Here is a 19,742-nt window from a genome sequence, read left to right as displayed (position 1 = left end):
TAAAGGGCATCTATTTAGATGCCCTTCTTAATACAATATTTCTAAGTTACTGACTATTTGTAAATAACAGTCGTAGTTTCAAATGGAAGGCTTTTTAATACCACTTTATCTTTGGCATAATCGATAAAAGATAAGGCATCAGTATTACAAATATCAACACCACCATCATCACAACTAGGAACGTCTCCTGCGTAAACGACACTATATGTATTCTTATCGGCATTGAAAGTTAAATGGTCAACTTCATAAGCACGGTATCCATTGGGTGTTTTAACCAGGTCAACACGATCAGTCGCAGACAGCTGCGCATTCCCTAACGCATTCCAACCATCATTACCGCTAGCATTATAATTATTAACGATCACAACATATTCAGCATCGCCAGTTACAGCAGCCCACTTAGGTTCAGTTTCGGTGCCAGTATTAACTTCAATTGCAGTGATACTACCGCTGACGTTCTTATTATCTTCGGTAAATGTATAGCGCATTCCGCCAACATACGGAAACTTACCTGCGTGACTGCCTTGTGGAAGTGTATCGTTAATGGTTGTCGTTAGTAGATTTTTAAGCGTTGTGCCATTAATAGTCAAAACGGATAGATAGTTTGAGAAAGGCAATAGCTCTAGGCTCGCGTTTCCTTCTCTGAAATCACCTGATGTGATATCAGTTCTCACACCACCAGCACCTACAAGACCAATTTGAACTTTCTTTCCAATAACTGAATTTACACTTTCTTGATTTGCCCAAAACACCATGCCTTGAGCAATTAATGGTGCAACGTCAGATCCATGTTCGTCAGTACCAGCATCACCTGGTCGACGTTCATGATTAATATCGGTTGGAGTATTAGCAATCACATCGCCATAAGCTTTTTCTAAAGCAGGTTTATAAATAGCATCTATATGCACCCGCATGGCATCATTCTCATCGACGTCATCAATAAGATTATTATTATCAATAAAGGCTTCAACCTTTTCATGCTCAGCGCCAGTTAATAGGTCGCTAGGTTCACGCTTGCCATCACGATAAAAGGTTTCATTAGTCAACAGTGTGTTCTGCCCTACACATGACAGAAGATCACCTTCATTGTTAAATTTAATATCAACTTGACCTATTGCTTCCGCATATTTACCGGCTTGAACAATACAGGTTTTTCCAACTTCATCTTTTTGATTTACTAATTGAGCATAGATCCCATTATCGCCCTGACCAAGTTCAGTAAAATCACCGAGTAAGGTATGGGAATGTCCACCTACAATAACATCAATATCGGTAGTGCCTTCCGCTAGTACGATGTCTCGTGCATTACCAATATGAGATAGAACTACAATCTTATTAACCCCTTGGGCTTTAAGACTATTGACTGTTATTTGAGTTAATACTATTTCGCTTTCAAATTTAACATCGCCAGTCCCTGTTGCAATAGTGGGCATATCTTCTAAGACGACACCAATCACAGCTACGATTTGCTCATTCTCTTTAGCATCAGAAACTTCAGTTATTTTACGTTTCAACACTCCATCAAATGCAAACAGTTGATAAGGTTTTAGATTTGTAGAACCACTAAGGTTAGCGTCTAGACCTGTGTCTATATTATTTGCAAGTAGAGGGAAGTTAACACTATCGATAAAACTAGCCAGTTTCGCCGTATCTAAATCGAATTCGTGGTTACCTAGTGCCATAGCATCTAGTCCCATTCGTGATAATAGATCTGCGTTTGCCGTGCCTTCATTGAGTTTGAAGTAAGCTGTTCCCTGCCATGCATCACCGCCATGTAAAAAAAGTAGAGGTTGGTTTGCATCAGTAGCATCTTCTTTAATTTCATTTGCAGCTTCAAGTATTCTTGGATAACCACCAAACTCATTAAATACAATTTCTCCGTCTTTACCCATGGTAAAACTAGACTTCACAGGATCAAAATTTGAATGAGTATCATTAACATGAGCAATGGTTAAGTTAAAGCCATCAGTAATTTGGTTATTGTCATCATCATTTGAGCAGGCTGATAATGCAGCCAATAGGGCTACAGCTAATACAGTCTTTTGTAGTTTCATTTTTATTTCTTCTTTGTAAAGGACCCGACGACAAAATAACAGAAGATAATAAAATAAACCACCAGCGTTAATAGATTGTAAATCGAACAAATACAACAAGTTAGTTACAAATCTACAGGTGATTTGGATACGTCAAATTGAGAGAAATAAATAAAAAAGGTATTGTTACATTGAAGATGATTGAACAGGCACTTGCTAAATACAAAATCCGATTAACATTTTGAATATTAATTTATCGCCCAACTAATGGTTACCTAAACGTATTATTTACGCTCCTTGATGGTTGTCATATTGTAGCGTGAATAAAAGTGAAAATAGTTTATTTTGATTGATTTAATGATATTTGAAGTTAAAAAAAGCCAGTACGAAGACTGGCTTTATATTAAATCAACTCAGATTAGTAGCGACTTAAGTAGTCTTCTACACTGGCTTGTTCACGTTTTTTCAAACTAACACAGTTTCGTACACTCTCATCCAGCTTGGCTAACGTTCGAGCATACTCTGGAGTTTGTTCCATTTTAGGGGTGAAAAACTGCACCGTAGTGTCAAGTGCAGTAATATCACAACCGCTACCCGTATAATAAGGAATACTCGCCACCGCAAACGGAGGCAGCTTTTCCTTTATGGTCTCATAATTGGCATAAACCCAATCTCTGAACCTTTGCTTACGCACGTCAGTATAAGTTTGACCTGATAAAATATATCTCAAGTCTGGCGCATTAATTTTATCTGTTAATGTATAAGCTAACACTTCTGTTTGCAGTTTATCAGTAGGTGCATATCCTAGTGCTGACATTAATCGAGTACGCTTTTGAGGATCTTTAGTGGTCTCAAACTCACTCTTAACCAGTGACAATAATTTAGCATCACCGTAATAAACTGCAATAGTAAGATAGTTACCAATCAAGTATGGATCAACGTCATTATTTCCAGCAATGTAAGATTTTGCTTCTTTTGTTGCTGTCGCAATAATCGCATTATCTTTCGCTTCAAATGCTAACAAGTTAATCAATGTTGGACGCAGCTTACTGATTGCTGGACTTTCACCGGGTTTGGCTTCAACTCCATACTTTTCTATCGCACTATTAGCACGTTTCGCAATAAACTTGGCCCACTGCTGTTGATTACTCTCATCAATAAAAGTACGTTTCTGTGATTGCAAATAACCGAGTGCAGTCGATACTATTTCTGGATGTGGGTCAGCAATGAACTCACCCAAAATATTAAGCAATTCACCACCTGAAATAAATCCACCGTCGAGTAAGGCATCAGCAGAAGAAATTAGTGCTTTACGTTCACGTGGCGTTAAATGAGCTTGGGCATTCTGCAAAAGTGCTGCCATTTCTGTTTCGTCTAACAACCAACGGTAGTAACCCATAGCGTCAGAATCTGGATAGATCCACTCTGGGGTATACGCGAGCTCAACCGTTTGTGTGTCACCGCTTAACAAAATTGTTTGTTGTGAAACCTCGGCGCCTTTACCATATTTAATCGATACCGGCACGGTCCAAGATTGCGGGTCAGCTTTAGTGCCTGCGGAAACAAAGCGGCTTTGTTTTAATGTTAACTTATTACCCACAAGCGACACTTTTACCAACGGGTAAGAAGATTGCTCGATGAAAGTACTGAGTACAGAGCCAACATCTTTACCTGATGATTTTGACAGCGCGCTCCATAGATCATCCGCTTGAGTATTTTTAAAGGCATTATCTTTAATATATTGACGGATCCCGGCCTTAAACTCATCTTCACCAATATAGTTTTCAACCATAGCAAGTACGGCTTCTCCTTTACTATAAGCTAAGCCTAAGCCATCCATGATATCGGCTTCGGTCTTGATCGGCTTTCGAATCGGTTTAGTTGAGACTCTTGCATCCATTGCCATTACATAGTTTTTTGAAAGTGACAGGTCAGATTCAAATTCAGGATGGAGCTGATGAGTGATTTTTGATGCCATCCAACTTGCAAATGCTTCATTTAACCAGAGGTCATTCCACCATTGCATCGTCACTAAGTTACCGTACCATTGGTGTGCTAGCTCATGAGCAATAATAGACACGGCGCGCTCTTTACTATTTTGGCTCGCCGTTTTTTCATCAACTAAAAGAATATCTTCTCTATACGTCACTAACCCAGCATTTTCCATCGCACCAAAAGGAAATTCTGGCACCGCAATGGTATCTAATTTTTCATAAGGATAGTCAACACCAAAATAGGCTTCTAACGCTGAAAGTACTTCAGGCATTTTCTTGGCTGCGTAGTGCGCTAGCTCAATCTTGCCTTTAGTCGTAATGACTCTACCGGGCACTTTCATGCCTTTAACCGCTATCTCTTCAAATTGACCGACTGCAAAAGCCACTAAGTATGATGGCAATGGTTTAGTTTGCTTAAAGACATGAGTTGTTGCGCCATTTTTATCTGTCACTGACACTTCTGGAGTATTGCTATACACCTTCTCAGTGCTTGGAGCGGTAATCGTTACTTGAAAAGGGATCTTATATGCAGGTTCATCGAAGCTTGGAAATGCGCGGCGAGCATCACTCATTTCAAACTGAGTAAATAGATAGGGTTGGCCTGCATCAATGGTCTTGTAGAGGCCGACTGATTGCCTGTTATAAGGCGCAGTAAAGTCCATCGATAACGTATATTGGCCAGGCTCAATGATATGGGGGCAATCAAACAACACCACACCAGTCGATTGCATTGTCGCTTTCATTTGGCAATCTTTGCTGCCATTTAACACTATATTGCTGGTATTGTATTCCAAGCCATTTAATTGTAATTGCTTAGTGGCCTCCGTCACTTCAAGCTTTATTGAAGTACTACCTGAAAAACTATCCTTTGCTGGATCTAAATTCAGCTTAACACTTTGCGTTATAGGCTTGGCAACTTTGCTCAGTACATACTCATTGGCGAGCACATTAAAGCTAGTTGCACATGTCAGCGTGACTAAAGAAGCCGTAACTATTCGATACATATGATTCCCTGTTATCCAGTATTCCAATAGATTGATCTATTGCTACAATTTAATCGATTAAGGACGGGCATTTACCTCGCGTCCTTTACCGCTATAAGATAACAAAACTTTAACGGTAACGGCAGTCGATAGAGAACTGAAAGGCCACCTTGTTGTAACAATTCATTGCCGTTCTAATGCTAATACATTTAAAGCACGCCAATGAATTGCCTCATGTACCAATAGAAATCGCGGTATAAGTAACAATATATTTGGCTAACGCGGCTTGAATGTATCCAAGCAGGACGGTTTTTGATAACGATACATGAAACTGCATCAAAGGTGTCTAGATGCATTCGCGCACTAGAAAGGACAAGGGCTAAAGCCGAGTACGCGCAATCCTGTCACAGGGTGATCAAACTCTAAACGAGTGGCATGCAGCATTAATCTCGACGCCATCTTATAAGAGTCACTTGTACCATATAGATCGCAGCCAATAATAGGATGGCCAATTTGCTGACTATGGATCCGCAATTGATGGGTGCGACCCGTCTCGGGTGTTAGCTCTACTCTGGTCACTACTGTCGCAATGGCCGCCGTCTTCTGGGTGTTATCTGTTGTGGCTGCATTGCCTAAAGGAGCAGCAACAAAATGTTCTCGAGACAAGACTTTATATATTGAAAGGGCTGGTTTGCCCTCTTTCTCACAAATCTTCATTAACGGAAAGTTGGGCTTATCCTTCGCTATCGGCAGTGCTATCTCACCCTCGTCATTTGGTAAGTCACCCAACAATAATGCGGTGTACCGCTTAAGCACGTTGCGCTCACTAAATTGTTTACACAAGGCGGCATTAATCGTTTTGTTCTTCGCCACCACCATAACCCCAGAGGTTCCCAAATCGAGTCGATGCACTAGCGTACAATCTGGATAATCTTTAACGAGACGGTAATGTACAGAATCCCAGTTTGCGGGGTGTTTACCCGACAAGGATAAAAGGCCGGAGGGTTTATTGATCAATAATAGATTTTCATCTTGATAGATAATTGAAATATCTTCAAAACAAGGAGGTGCAATAAAATCATCAGCCGATGGCGGCATATAACATTCCTGTGGCGTTATAACGATTACTGATGCAGGAGTTTACCAGACTTAGCTCTATTGGGGATTGAGAAAATGCCGACCGATAACGACTCTTATCGTGGCGCAACTTACCTTGGCTAAGTAATCACAGTATTGAGGGCAAAGAGTAGCGCAGACTCACTCTAGTCATATTATTGAATTTATACTCACTTATTAAAATATAACCCCGAGGATTTTTTCATTTAATCGAATAATGAGTCACATTAACGCTTAAAGATTGATGATTAATGTCAATGTAGTGTGGCTATCCTAGTCAAAATCCCCCTACAGTGGCAGTATTTGAGAAAGGTGAGTTAAGGCTGTGGTGTAAATGAGATAAAGAGCGCGCTGCTTTGCACGCTCTCTGGGATTAGACATTTAAATCGATGTTAGAAATCGATTCTAAAACCAACACTAATAATAGTGTCATCAAAATCAGAATATTGTTTCACATCAAACTGACCCAGTTCGGTATGCACTCGCGTCGACTTTGATAAACGGTACTCGGCACCAATGGCCCATTGTGATACTTCTGGTACGTCAGTGGCCGCGGCGCCGTATTGATCGTAAACTCGGCCAGCAATTTTGCCCGTACCCGAGTCATCCTGACCGTACTGCGCTTTTAACGTGAGTTTATCAATTTGATACTTAGCACTGATGATAAAACCATCGCCATCACGTTGCTGCCAGTTATCTAAGTTAGGGTTAACGATTTTGGCACTCTGGTAGATAGAGCCCAGTTTTAAGTTACCATACTTATACTGCGCAACCGCGCGAAAACCTTTGATGTCTTCAACGCCATCAGTGTAAGCAGCGGCGAGATAAAAATCACCGCTTTTAAACAGTTTGTCACCGTAAGTCACTGCGACTTGGTAGTTACCGTTATCACGATGAACATCGTCTTCGGCGTAATAGTTATCTTCTAGAATATAGCTGGCGCCAAATTGTAATTTGTTCCATTTAACGGTTTTATATTCTAGAGAATCACCCCAACGCTTATCACCGGCAAACAAACGGTCATGCTTTAGTGAATACATGTCCATTGCATCAGCGGTACCCTTAGCCATTTTAAACACTGGATCGATACGACCTGCAGCAAGTTGACCGACTGTAGAATGCTTTATGCCTAAGAATGTAGGACGCGCCGAAAATGGATTATTTTGCTTACCTTCGCTGGCACCATTTACGCCCACTTCGATTTGATAAAATACCGTAAAATCATCATTTAGCGCCGCGTTGCCCTTAACGCCTAATCGACTCCAGTTGTTTTCCAGAATGGTGCCACTTTTACCGCTATGAGTCGCACTACCACTGTCAGAGTTTGTAATCGAGTAATCGATACGGCCATAAAATTTGTAGGCATCGGCCATAACAGCGGGTGAAGCTAGAATTGCCGCGGCAAGTAAAGTCAATTGAACTGTTTTCATCATCATATCTCTTAACATTATTATTGGTTTAAAACGAAGATGACTCCCCAGCTCTAAGGCGGTTAGGAGTCTTTTTCACCGCAAGTTTAGATTTTATTGTGTGCTACGATTACGCCGTCTTGACGCATCTGGCGATACAAAATGTCAGCTTGATGTAAATAGAGATCCCAAGAATCTGAGCGCTTGGTAAAGCCCGTTGCTGCGTAGCTACCGGTATCGCCAGTTGCTGGTAAATCATTGATTGAGAATAGAGAGCCGCCTTGCTGAAGGTGGACATTTAACGCATCGAACATGACGTTAAAACCGATACGTGCGGGTTCCACATAGTTAATCGATTCATATTTTGACTGGCGGTAGAATTTCTTTAACGAAGCATCTTTTATCTGAGTCTTTTCATCAGCGAAGATTTCGTCATAATGGGCTTTAGTAATTTGCTTGCTGTCGCGATTAACCACTAGGCGTAAAACGGCGGTCACACCGGTCCATTTGCCTTTAGCATCGAGTAACTTTTCTGCGTTCTGGTAAAACAGCTCATTCGTGCCCTCGCCATTAATCTGCGCATGGATTTTAGCCGTAAGCGGCACCATAGACTGTTGAACACTGTTAGAGGCACCCGCAACAATATCGATACCGGCATATTTTAATCGATTCGGCTCTTTCAACTTATTGCCTAAAGCAGGATCAAAATCGGGGTTTAGCTCGAAGGTTAACTTGTCCTGCTCTACCATGAGCTTTTCCATGGTCAACGCAGACTGTACCCAAGCAGTCCCTTTCTTTTTACCCATTGAGAAGTTGTATTCAGACATACGCTTAGGCACATTTTGGTAAAGACGAGTGTAATAATTTGGGCGACCACTCTCATTAAATTCGGCAAAAATCACATTGTCAGCATTATTGCTGTCAGTGACGATAGCAACACTGCCCATATGACCTTGACGAAAGCGGGCTTCTTGGAAGTAATAATCCCCTTTCAATAAACCCAATTGAGGCTGAATAGACCATTTAAGTTTAAAATTATCGTCTCCAGATTCTTCTTTAGAACCGACGGCAACATATTCAGGCTGACTACCGTCCGCTCTCGGAAGGCTGTTAATGGCTTTTAAGATCCCGTTAGAAGAGTAAGTCGCTCCGGAAACGGCATCAATGCCTTCATGGCCGTTATTCGCGACAACTTTCGCTAATAAACGCTCTGCATTGAGATAGAGAGATTCCGTTTCTTTTTGGGATTTTGTTTTAATATCAACAATATTACCGTTCTTAATCTCAACGGTTAAGGTAATAAGACTTTTCTTACCTTTAGCAGATACATCATGAACGCCATCGGCGTATTTGCCGTGATCGACGCTGCCAGCACAACCTGCAAGCGTCATCGTGGCGAATAGTACAGCGCTACTTACTAATGTTTTATTAAAGATGTTTAAGCTTTTCATTCTGTCAGCCTTTAGATGTGTTATTTCATTGAGGCCAGAATATAAGTTTTAAATTTCTACACAATTGCGGAAAACCGCAATGTGATGAGTTGATGCTTATTTATTTGATCGGGTTAACATAAACAAACTATTTTTTTAATTTTAAATTACTTGTTATGATACTTATTATAGCCAATCAACATACCTAGGCCATATTGTGAAAATATCACTTCCTATATTAACGCTATTGTTTTTTTCTAGTTATAACTATGCAAATGTCATTACGCAACCAGTAGCACCAGACTTTAAGGTTATTAAAGTCGACACCAAGGGAGAACCTTATCGGTGTGAAGGAAATGCATTAATAACTCATAATACTGTCAGCAGTAATCTCACCACGCTTAAATACTTTGGCACTTCCATCAGTATTGATATATATGATAATAACAATACAGGTATAGGAATTGCATTATGTAACGCACTACATGTTATTCAGGAATATCATTATCTCGCATCAAACTACAGCACTTACCCCCATGTCACCAATATTAAAAGCATCAATAATCAACCTGATAAAAAACATAAAATAGATCCAAAGTTGACTGAACTGATCCAGGCGAGTATTGATTGGCATGATAAAACCAATGGCTACTTTAACATCGCCCTATCGCCTGTCATCGATATCTGGCGCGGGTATCGGGCCAAATGTAAGGGTGAACGTAAGCTCCAAGACCGCTGCAGTATTCCTACTGAAGCTGAGCTAGCCAAGGTTAAGCGATTGATTAATATTAAAGACATAGACTTAGATCTTACCAACAACACCATACAGATGAAAGCAGGCATGAGTATCGATCTTGGTGGGATCGCGAAAGGCTGGATGGCTGAAATGGTTTATAGGCAGTTAAAAGCGGACGGTGTTGAGAACTTCATGATAAATGCAGGGGGTAATATACGGCATTACGGCGTTCACCCTGAGGGCCGAGATTTTACCACTGCAGTCGAAAATCCTATTTGCAAAAAATACAATAATACTCTTGAACAGTGCCAGAGCTTTGAAGACCAATATCATGAAGTGGTGACAGGTAAAGATTTAGCCATTGTCTCGAGTGGCAATTATTTACGCTACTACCGAGTCAAAGGTAAAGAATACCATCATATTATCAACCCAAAAACATTGTATCCTAAAAGCACAGGGATATCGACAACGATAGTGGTCAATAATAACCAACTTTTCGCGGATGTGATTTCTACTGCTCTATTCTTAATGCCTTTAAAAGAAGCGCTTGCCTATGCTAATAAAAATGAGGATGTAGAATCAGTTTGGTATTTGAATGTACAAGGAGATAAAGTGGAATCTGATCAGTTTAATAAATACAGAAAGTCATTTTAGACTGACATTAATAAAATAATTATTTACTACCATATATTTCTAGACGATAACGTTTATTAAAACAAAGGCACATCGCTCATATATTATAAATGAGGTTATTTATAAATGCTGTAGTGGTTTTCCGCAATATAAAGGAAACTGTGATTTATTTCTCTTCGTGTCGCTGTTTATCAGTACATTTTATGATAATGGCGTCATAATACTCAGGTGTCTCTTTGTTGAACTAAATAATGATAGCCAAGCTTCGCCAACTCATCATCTTAAGTACTATAGTGCTTTCATACTGTAGCTACGCCGATAATACCGATCCGGTTCGTGTCGGTGTATTGACCTTCACGCATCCTGATAAGGTCAAGCAACGTTGGCAGCCAACGATAGATAAGTTAGAACAAGACCTTAAGAAGTCCTTTAAACTGATGGCCTTAACGCCCAGTCAACTTGATCGTAGCGTTGCCGAAGGCAAGTTAGATTTTTTAATCACCAATGCCTTAACAGGGGTGAGCTACAAGAAGGATTTTGGCAGTAGTAGCATACTGACACTCATCCCTTTAGGTAACAAAGACCCAAACTACTCCGTTGGCTCAGCATTAATTACTCGTTCGAGCTTAAAGGTCACTAGCTTCAACGATTTAAAACAGTTGAATGCAGTCTCAAGTGATAAACAAGCGTTTGGTGGTTTTCAAATTTTTGCCGGAGAGATGGCACATAATGGCCTCAACCCTTTCAGTGACTTTAAGCAGCTTAAGTTTGTTGGATTCCCACAGAAAAAATTACTCACATTAGTTGTTAACGGCGAAGCCGATATCGCCATTTTACCAACCTGCGTCCTTGAGAATGCTATCAGTACCGGTGAGATAGCTCCCGATAGCTTACATATTGTTCTACCTAAGCAACCCTCAGGTTTTAACTGCCAACGTTCAAGCGAGCTGTATCCTTACTACTCTTTTTCAAAATTAGGTAAAACAGACCACCGCTTAGCAACTAATGTCATTCGCTCCTTACTATCGATTCATGCCGAAGACTCCGCAGCAATTCAAGGCCGTTATGATTCCTGGTCTGCAACCGTCAATGATAGTGAGGTGTTTAAATTATTAAAACAGTTACAGCGATGGCCATTTGTCACCAACTGGACCTCGATATTTAAAAGCGCACTACCCTGGGCATGTTTTGCAGCTATTTTCCTTTTGTTGGGTTACATCCACCATTTACGGGTAAAACGTCTGGTCGTTTTACGCACCCAAGATCTACAAGCTGAAACTCAGCAGCATACTCAAACCCAAAAAGCGTTATTAGAACAAACAAAACAGTTCTACAAGGCTCAGCGAGTACTGTTAACCGGAGAGATGGCGTCAGGTATCGCTCACGAGTTAACCCAACCCTTAGCGGGGATCCGCTATTTAACACAGGGTTGTATTTATCGTTTATCCGATGAACAAGTCGATTTGAAAGAAGCGATGACAAAGGCGATACAGCAGGTCGATCGAGCGCAATCGACCATTAAACGATTTAGGCATTTCTGCCAACAGCCCAGTGTCATGAGCCATTGCAGTCTCAATCAGATCTTGGATGAAACTTTAAGTTTAATGGCTGCAGAGTTTGGCAGGATGCAAATTGCTCCAGAGTTAAATGCAGAGCAAGTCTCTCTTAATGCCGATCCAAGTCTGCTACAACAAGTTTTTGTTAATATTATCCGCAATGCATTGGATGCAATGGAAGGTGTCAGTTCACCCCAATTGATTATTTCACTGACTAAAAACGAGCAGTATGCACAAATTGATTTCAAAGATAAGGGCAGCGGGCTCACTGAGAGCGCCTTAGAACGTTTGTTCTTCCCCTTTGAGACATCAAAAGAAAATGGCTTAGGCCTTGGCATGATAATCTGTAAGCGCATCATTGAAGAGCACCATGGCGAGATTAGAGCACACAATAATCCCCATAAAGAGACAGATAATAGCGCGTCTGGTTTAACCATAACAATAATCTTACCCACGAAGGAGGCTTCTAATGAATAACCTGTACCTTGTCGACGACGATCAAGCTGTATTGGACTCATTAACCTGGATGCTAACCGGGCTGGGTTATCAACCAAAAGGCTTTTTATCGGCAGATAGTTTTCTACAAGCAGTTGATCTGCAACAAAGCGCTATCGCGATTTTAGATGTGCAAATGCCAGGAATGGATGGCAGCGCGTTATTGAATCATATGACAAAGGCCGGCAGCCCTATTACCGTTATTATGTTAAGCGGTCACGGCAATATTGCAATGGCAGTACAAGCCATTCAAAAAGGCGCGCTCGATTTTTTGGAAAAACCAGTAGACGGTGACAAGCTGGTGTTACTGCTCGAACAAGCGAGCGCACAGACGGAACAAAACATGCTCCGTAAAGCGACACGGCAAGCGCTAGCCAATAAGCTCGTAACACTAACCCCACGAGAACGGGAAGTGATGGAAAAGGTGTTGGAAGGGAAACTGAATAAAGTCATTGCTGCTGAACTTAATGTTGCCCAACGCACTCTAGAGTTACATCGCCAAAAAGTCATGCAAAAAATGCAGGTCAGCAATGTCGCGGAACTGGCATTTTTAATGGGGAAAAATATTGATTAGAACCTCAAAAATCAAAGTTAACAGTTGTCCTTGCGTGAGAGAACAACACTTAGCTATGCAATGCGACTCCCTGGACCGCGGATAGAATTTGCCCATGTAGCACAAAATTCCCAACCTTTAACTTGGCAGACTAATCCAGCACTGTAGCGGCTTTTAGCCAAGATGGGGCCATGATCACTAGGTGCATTGAGTGCGGTGAACAATAAACCAAAAATCGACAGCATTAAAGTAAAGCAATAAGCTTTTACGTTATGCCCTTTTAAGCCATAGCTCTGCTGGTAATAAGGTGTATTCATACTGAGTAAGGCCTCCTGTCTATTGGGCTTCATTTAAGGTTAACGGATCTCCATTTAATTGCAACTCGCTTACAAATGAATCCTGGTCACTGTTTTCAGTCCAATTCTTAGTTCAGTTCTTAGTTCAATGTCCAGCTCACTGTTTACCGTTAGCAACGACTTCAATCTACTTTTGACACTTTTCAGCAATTCAATCTGCTCTAGCTTCGGCCTACAAAGCTGAATCGAGTCACCGCAGCGACTATTCGATTTGTTTCCTAGCCTCTAAATAATCTTGTTTCAATTGACTCAATAGTCCTAGTTCATCACGTTTATTACGACTACGGCCATGCAAAGAGGACTCTACAAAATAGCTAAACCAGGTTTCCAATACGCCAGCATTTTTGGGTTCACCCGCTGCGGCAATAGCCAATGATGCCACTTCGGCAGTGCCCAGTTGAAAATCGCGGCTACCTTTTCTAAGTGCATAAGATGCCGCTGCTTTCGGAGAAAAAGACAACATAGGTAATCCGTGTAAATAGGGACTTTTCCTAAACATTTTAATCGCTTCTCGCCAACTACCATCCAGTACGATCAGCAAGGGTGTTTTACCCACTGAGAGTGCGCCTTGATCAATGCTTTCGGCTATTGGCTGATTTTCGACTGCATATTCAGATGGGAAAACCACATAAGCTTGATACTTTGGATCTGTAATAACAGATAGCATCTTACGGTTAGGCTCATTTCTGGACCAGATATAGGCATGGGTATCAGGGACAATATCTGCAATGAGACGGCCACTATTACTGGGCTTAAGCACTTCATCGTCATACATGATCAGCATAAAGGCTATCTGCGTATTAACCAATTTGCGATAGGCACAAGTGCAATACCTTTTGGCTAATAAACAACGTTCACAGCGGACAACATTTTTGCCGCGGGCCGTAAACGGCTTAGATGATATTGCTTTACGGTATTGGTATAAACGATGAACGGCGTGATCTGGCAAATGCATGCTACGGTTGAGCCTCTATAGGAAATAAAAAAGCCTACTTAATCAGCAGGCTCATTGGTCGTCGGTTGCTCACTATCGTTCTATAACTATAGTATACGGCGTAATAAAAAATCAGCGCGTAAGCGTTTAATCCGCGTCATAATTTTACGAACAGGTTCGGGATAATTATGCAGCGTCTCGATTTGACTATAGTGATACAGTCGCTCTGTATGCTGCAAAATATGAGTTTGTTCTGCTTCGAACTGCTCTTTCCAGCTTTCGTTATCATCTTGCAGTAACAAGCCATTCTCTAAATCAAGCGCCCAGGCGCGAGGATTAAGGTTACTACCAGTGACCAAATGACGTTTGCCATCAGCGCTGATCCCTTTAAGATGAAAACTATTACGGCCATCTTTCCATAAGTGAATATTTAACTGACCATTATCGATTGCCCACTGCTGACGCTTGGCAAACTTTCGCAGTGACTGTTCGTACATATACGGCAGTGCACCAATAGTCGAAAATGCCTCTTCTGGTGGAATATAAAAATCGTTAGCTGTTTTATCTCCGACAACAATATCGATTTTCTTGCCTTGTCTTAAATGCTTCGCTAAAGCACGCACTAAGATATAGGGCGGATTAAAGTAAGGAGTACAGATAAACAATGCGTCTGCAGACTCTTCCACCAACGCCACAATCACTTTGTTCAAAATGTTCTTTTTACGGCCTAGCCCAACAAGCGGTGTGACACGGCTGCCTATCTTTGTTGAATTGAATGTGTATTCAGCTTTAGACAAGCGGTGCTTTAAACTGCTCACTTCAGTCTTAGTTGGCAGATGCTCTAACGCTTTTGGTTGAGTCAAAGAGCTCACCGCGACATCATCAACTAAGTAAGTTTGGATCATGTCACGCATACTGCGGGCAAGCTCAGCAGATTCGATGACATGGTAGCGATCGAATCGATACTTCTCCTCTTGATGGAGATAGATATTGTTAATGCTAGCGCCACTAAAGATCACGGCATCATCAACAATGAAGCCTTTTAGGTGTAACACACCCATAAATTCTCGAGATTTTACCGGCACACCTAAGATCTCAATCGGATGCTCTGCGGCTTCGATGACCTTGCGGTACATTAAATAATTACCGCTGTCACCTTTGTGACCAATAAGCCCACGTCTGGCACGATGAAAATCGACCAAAACTTTGATATCGAGTGCTGGATTATTTTGCTTTGCATCCATTAACGCTTGCAGTACTTCTCTGCCCGCTTCATCGTCTTCAAGATAAAGGGCTGCGATATAGACTGAATGTGTTGCATTTTCTATCCGCTTAAGCAGCTCTGTTTTCAACGCTTTTGGTGTTAATAACCATTGCAGTGAATCAGACTGTAGCGGTATACCACCTAGCTTACTCAGCAAGGCTCTCTCCTTAATAATGCGTACCATCTTTATAATAGGTGCTAGGTGTTAACTCTCTAAACATAACAATGGTATGTTTAAGTCCAGGATAAGCACGTATAACGGCTTCACGGATCACCTTTTCTGCACGATGGTGTGTTTCGGGATCTTTAGGGAACCATAGCACTTCGACTTGCGCTGTATCGTTGACGCATTGTCCGCGTCTATAACTCTGACTACTAATACAATCGATAATGAATGATTCTGCATTTACCTGACAAATTTCAGCAAGAACCTCAATCAGCTGGTCACTTAAGTTAGCAACGACGCTTTCTGGCATTCCATACACTTTAATATGTGGCATCAAGATCCTCCTAGATAAGGGCATAGAAATTACCGATTTAACACGCTCTCGGCAAGTCATTTCTACTGTTTAGCCCTGTTGAGAGCATAAAACAGCACTAAGTGTCACTATTCGGTAAATAATTAGACAAACAACGTCTACATATCAATGTTATCTCTGTGCTTTTATTCGCCAAGCAGTCGGTGATTTACACAATGATCACAGCTTAGCTAAGCGTCGTTTGTTATCATCACTATTCATTTATTTCACAGCTGAGATCACGATGAATTTTAAATCATTATTAACGTTGATAGGTGTTTTGTTAGCCGCATGGGCTATCTTTCATTTTAAAGCGCAGTTAGGGTTACTGATGTTCCCGCTATTTTTTGGCTTGGTGTTGTTTGTCACGCTCAAACTGTATCATTTAATGAGCCATGATGATGACGACAAACCTGAGTAATCCGCTTTGTTTCTTATAAAGGACAGTACATTGATACTTCGGAATATCATTTCTACAGCGCTCTTGATGACCCTAGCCAGCACAGGGATTGCCGCTGAACTCAAGCTTGTATCCCCACCGCGCACCACACTCACAGCATTAACCGTTATCGCGACGAATCCAAGTGGCGTAACCCAGCGTCAAAATGCCGATAAATTATTTATCCCCGCAAGCACGATGAAATTGCTCACAGCGGTGTCCGCTACTGCGGCACTCGGCAAGGACTTTCGTTACCACACTAACATATACGCTGATAACCCTATCCAAGATGGTCAAATTGAAGGCGATGTCTATCTCTCTTTTACCGGTGACCCCACTCTGACAACTGAAGATATTCAAGCGTTATTGGACCAACTTAAACAACAAGGCTTAAAACACATTACAGGTAACCTTTATCTTGTAGGCGAACAATACGAGATCCAACATGCTCCGGGCCGAGTATGGGACGATTTAGGGATCTGTTATGCCGCACCAGTATCAAGTTATGTACTCAATAAAAACTGTATACAAGCTCAGTTTAAGCCAAGACTGGCAGACAATGCGGGTGTGGTTGAACTGTCAAAAAATGAACCTGTAGTGATTGTAAGCCGCGCTACATTTGATAAAAGTGGTCAGCGGGCGATTTGCAATTTAACGCTGGCAAGATTTGAGAAAAACCAATATCGCTTAGACGGTTGTTATCCAGGAAATAAAGCCTTGAAGTTATCTGTCGCCATTACAGACCCAGGCCTTTACGCAATAGATAAACTGACTCAAAGCATTAACTACAACGGCATTAGTATTAACGGCAGTATTACCTTAACTCAGCAGCACGCTGCTAATGCTCTGTTAGTCGCTCAGCATCAATCAGAGCCCTTATCTAGTTTAATAACAACCATGCTATTAAAGTCTGATAATTTAATAGCAGACAGCCTCTTAAAACGCATGGGGCAGTATCTATTTGGATCCTCTGGAACATTTGCCAATGGTAGCGCTGCAATGACACAGATATTATCTGAGCAAGGTGTTGACTTAAGCAGTGCCAATATTGTTGATGGTTCAGGTTTATCTCGTTATAACTTACTCAGCGCCAACCAGTTAGCTCAGGTTTTAGCACTCATACAACAAAACGAACACTACAAATACATCATTGATGCACTTCCTGTTGCAGGCATCACAGGCACGCTGAAATATCGTCATGGCTACGCTCAAGCCCCCCTAAAAGGCCAGATAGTGGCCAAAACAGGTTCTATGCTGGGCGTGGTGAATATTGCAGGATTTATAAAACAAAATGATGCTTTGCCGTCTATTGTGGTTATTTTGCAAAACGGCGTCAGTCCGACACCCGTTAAGGCCAATGTCCCCACTTATGATGTCTCTATCTTAAAACAGCTTGTTAATAACGCTAATCACTAGATTCACAACATTAAAAGATAAAAAAGGCGGATTAAGTTAACTTAATCCGCCTTTTAATTGTTGGCGCTTTTTAGTTAGAAAAGTGATTCATCAATATCCATTATTGAAGCGTCGCCTGTTGCAACTTGAGACAAATGATAATCTGCTTTTGCTAACAATTTGTCGAAATAGAAACGGCTTAAATGCTGCTTTTGCACCTTGAAGTTATTGTCTTCATGGTCATTTGCTGCATCTGCCATCGCCAGCCAAAAATAACCATACAAGCTATATCCAAACGCATCTAGGTAATCAACGGCACACGCATTAATTAATGCAGGCTGGGTAAGTTTATGTTCATTCACTTCACGACCAATGACTAATAGCTTCTCAAATAAGCCTAATACTCTGGCTTTATCAGCACCCGATACATGCTCAAATTGGTCAATATTGGCAGTCTGTTCTGCAACGAATTCGGTCAACGCTTTAAGATTGTCTCCAGTGACCTTACGCCCCAAGAAATCAATAGCTTGAATGCCATTGGTGCCTTCATAAATCTGTGCAATACGGGTATCACGTACCAGTTGTTCTATACCCGTTTCACGAATATAACCATGACCACCAAACACTTGTTGCGCCATAATCGCGGCATCCAAACCGCGATCGCTTAAGAAAGCTTTTGAAACCGGAGTGAGTAAGCCAACATAGCGACTCGCTTTCGCTTTTTCGTCTGCGTTATCGGAAAATTTCGCTAAATCTAATTGCTGTCCAGTATAAACAGATAACGCTCGCCCAGCTTCCGTTAACGTACGGACAGTGAGGAGCATGCGTCTGACATCGCCATGCACTAAGATGGGGTCGCTTGTTGCGCCCGTAGGTGAACCGCCGGCAGCAACACCTTGAACACGCTCTTTTGCATATTCAGACGCCATTTGATAAGCCGCTTGTGACGTGCCCAGCCCTTGAATACCAATGGCGAGTCGCTCATAATTCATCATGGTGAACATGCACACTAATCCACGGTTTGGCTTACCAATCAAATAACCTTCAGCATCGTCAAAATTCATCACACAAGTTGCCGAGCCTTTAAGGCCCATTTTGTGTTCAATAGACCCCACGGTAACACCATTGGCATCACCCAGATTATTGTCGGCATCAACCTTTATTTTAGGCACCAAAAATAGCGAAATACCATTGGTGTTAGGCAATTTTGCTAATACCAAGTGAATCACATTTTCAGTTAAATCATGATCGCCACCAGTAATAAATATTTTGCTACCGGTGATGTTGTAACTACCCTCTTTGTTGGGGACGGCTTTGGTGCGTATATTACGCAGATCAGAACCCGCCTGAGGCTCTGTCATATCCATCGCCCCAGCCCACTCTCCGCTGTACATCATCGGCAAATATTGGGCTTTGATCGCTTCAGTACCATGCGCATGAATCGCCAATGCGGCGCCAGCGGTTAACGAACCATATAGGGTAAAAGCATTACACGCGCTATAAGCCATTTCATCAACGAGCACGCCAAGCATTTTTGGCATACCCATGCCACCAAGCTCTGGATCGCCACATAGACCCACCCAGCCACCTTCTGCATACTGGTTGTATACCGCTTTATAACCATCAGGTGTGATCACCTTATCACCTTCGTGACGAACACCTTGCTCATCGCCGCTGCGGTTAATAGGATGGATAAGTTCACGGCTGATCTTGTCTGCTTCATCTAAAATCGCTGCCGCCGTATCCATATCTACAGACTCGGCCATTGCAGGCATAGAAGCCCATGTTTTAGGGGCATTAAATACTTTTTCTAGCAGAAAGCGCATCTCAGCTAATGGCGCGTTATATGGGTTCATACTCAACTCTCAAACGATAGATTAAAACAGTTGTTTCAAATC

The 19,742-nt window shown here is 41.7% G+C and carries 15 protein-coding genes; 5 read left to right on the top strand and 10 right to left on the bottom strand.

What is annotated here, in order from left to right:
* Positions 1-53: 53 nt before the first annotated feature.
* The 5 genes from CXF83_RS12515 to CXF83_RS12495 form a co-directional block, all read right to left on the bottom strand.
* A complete protein-coding gene (locus CXF83_RS12515; RefSeq protein WP_101090210.1) occupies positions 54-2,054 on the bottom strand; it encodes a bifunctional metallophosphatase/5'-nucleotidase in 2,001 nt (666 codons plus the stop codon).
* A gap of 397 nt (positions 2,055-2,451) precedes the next feature.
* Positions 2,452-5,031, bottom strand: coding sequence for a M1 family metallopeptidase (locus CXF83_RS12510; RefSeq protein ID WP_374702368.1), 2,580 nt, complete (start codon positions 5,029-5,031; stop codon positions 2,452-2,454).
* A gap of 342 nt (positions 5,032-5,373) precedes the next feature.
* The gene (locus CXF83_RS12505) at positions 5,374-6,108 is read right to left on the bottom strand and encodes an RluA family pseudouridine synthase (protein WP_101090211.1); all 735 of its coding nucleotides are present in this window, start codon (positions 6,106-6,108) and stop codon (positions 5,374-5,376) included.
* 410 nt (positions 6,109-6,518) lie between these two features.
* Positions 6,519-7,559 (bottom strand): porin, encoded by a 1,041-nt coding sequence (locus CXF83_RS12500; protein ID WP_101090212.1) that lies wholly within the window; start codon positions 7,557-7,559, stop codon positions 6,519-6,521.
* Between the two features lie 83 nt (positions 7,560-7,642).
* Entirely contained in the window at positions 7,643-8,986 is a 1,344-nt protein-coding gene (locus CXF83_RS12495) for an FMN-binding protein (RefSeq protein WP_101090213.1), read from the bottom strand.
* A gap of 196 nt (positions 8,987-9,182) precedes the next feature.
* Between CXF83_RS12495 and CXF83_RS12490 the strand changes: the two genes are divergently transcribed.
* The 3 genes from CXF83_RS12490 (at position 9,183) to CXF83_RS12480 (ending at position 12,959) form a co-directional block, all read left to right on the top strand.
* A complete protein-coding gene (locus CXF83_RS12490) occupies positions 9,183-10,355 on the top strand; it encodes an FAD:protein FMN transferase (RefSeq protein ID WP_101090214.1) in 1,173 nt (390 codons plus the stop codon).
* A 230-nt stretch (positions 10,356-10,585) separates the two neighbouring features.
* A complete protein-coding gene (locus tag CXF83_RS12485) occupies positions 10,586-12,367 on the top strand; it encodes a sensor histidine kinase (RefSeq protein WP_232775100.1) in 1,782 nt (593 codons plus the stop codon).
* A complete protein-coding gene (locus tag CXF83_RS12480) occupies positions 12,360-12,959 on the top strand; it encodes a response regulator transcription factor (RefSeq protein ID WP_101090216.1) in 600 nt (199 codons plus the stop codon). Before CXF83_RS12485 ends, CXF83_RS12480 begins: the two co-directional genes overlap by 8 nt.
* 53 nt (positions 12,960-13,012) lie before the next feature.
* On the opposite strand, the gene CXF83_RS12475 is transcribed toward CXF83_RS12480, so the two are convergent.
* The 4 genes from CXF83_RS12475 to CXF83_RS12460 all read right to left on the bottom strand — a co-directional run bounded on the left by CXF83_RS12475 (position 13,013) and on the right by CXF83_RS12460 (position 15,992).
* Positions 13,013-13,255 carry a hypothetical protein gene (locus CXF83_RS12475; RefSeq protein WP_101090217.1) on the bottom strand — a complete coding sequence of 81 codons (243 nt, stop codon included), beginning with the start codon at positions 13,253-13,255 and terminating at the stop codon, positions 13,013-13,015.
* Positions 13,256-13,496: 241 nt separating this feature from the next.
* A complete protein-coding gene (locus tag CXF83_RS12470) occupies positions 13,497-14,249 on the bottom strand; it encodes a tRNA-uridine aminocarboxypropyltransferase (RefSeq protein WP_101090218.1) in 753 nt (250 codons plus the stop codon).
* An 86-nt stretch (positions 14,250-14,335) separates the two neighbouring features.
* On the bottom strand, positions 14,336-15,649 hold the full coding sequence (pssA, locus tag CXF83_RS12465; RefSeq protein WP_232775099.1) for a CDP-diacylglycerol--serine O-phosphatidyltransferase: 1,314 nt from the start codon (positions 15,647-15,649) through the stop codon (positions 14,336-14,338).
* 10 nt (positions 15,650-15,659) lie between these two features.
* Entirely contained in the window at positions 15,660-15,992 is a 333-nt protein-coding gene (locus CXF83_RS12460; RefSeq protein WP_101090220.1) for a DUF1904 family protein, read from the bottom strand.
* 262 nt (positions 15,993-16,254) lie between these two features.
* Between CXF83_RS12460 and CXF83_RS22705 the strand changes: the two genes are divergently transcribed.
* A complete protein-coding gene (locus tag CXF83_RS22705; RefSeq protein ID WP_180961032.1) occupies positions 16,255-16,431 on the top strand; it encodes a hypothetical protein in 177 nt (58 codons plus the stop codon).
* 30 nt (positions 16,432-16,461) lie between these two features.
* A complete protein-coding gene (gene dacB / locus CXF83_RS12450) occupies positions 16,462-17,865 on the top strand; it encodes a D-alanyl-D-alanine carboxypeptidase/D-alanyl-D-alanine endopeptidase (RefSeq protein WP_232775098.1) in 1,404 nt (467 codons plus the stop codon).
* A 74-nt stretch (positions 17,866-17,939) separates the two neighbouring features.
* Here the strand turns inward: dacB and CXF83_RS12445 are convergent, their stop codons facing one another.
* The gene (locus tag CXF83_RS12445) at positions 17,940-19,700 is read right to left on the bottom strand and encodes an acyl-CoA dehydrogenase family protein (RefSeq protein WP_101090223.1); all 1,761 of its coding nucleotides are present in this window, start codon (positions 19,698-19,700) and stop codon (positions 17,940-17,942) included.
* Positions 19,701-19,742: the final 42 nt, after the last annotated feature.

Origin of the sequence: Shewanella sp. Choline-02u-19 (assembly GCF_002836205.1) — a bacterium.
In the GTDB taxonomy this organism is placed as follows: domain Bacteria; phylum Pseudomonadota; class Gammaproteobacteria; order Enterobacterales; family Shewanellaceae; genus Shewanella.
The sequence above is the reverse complement of the archived record's forward strand: the minus strand, read 5'-3'. Positions and strand labels throughout refer to the sequence as shown.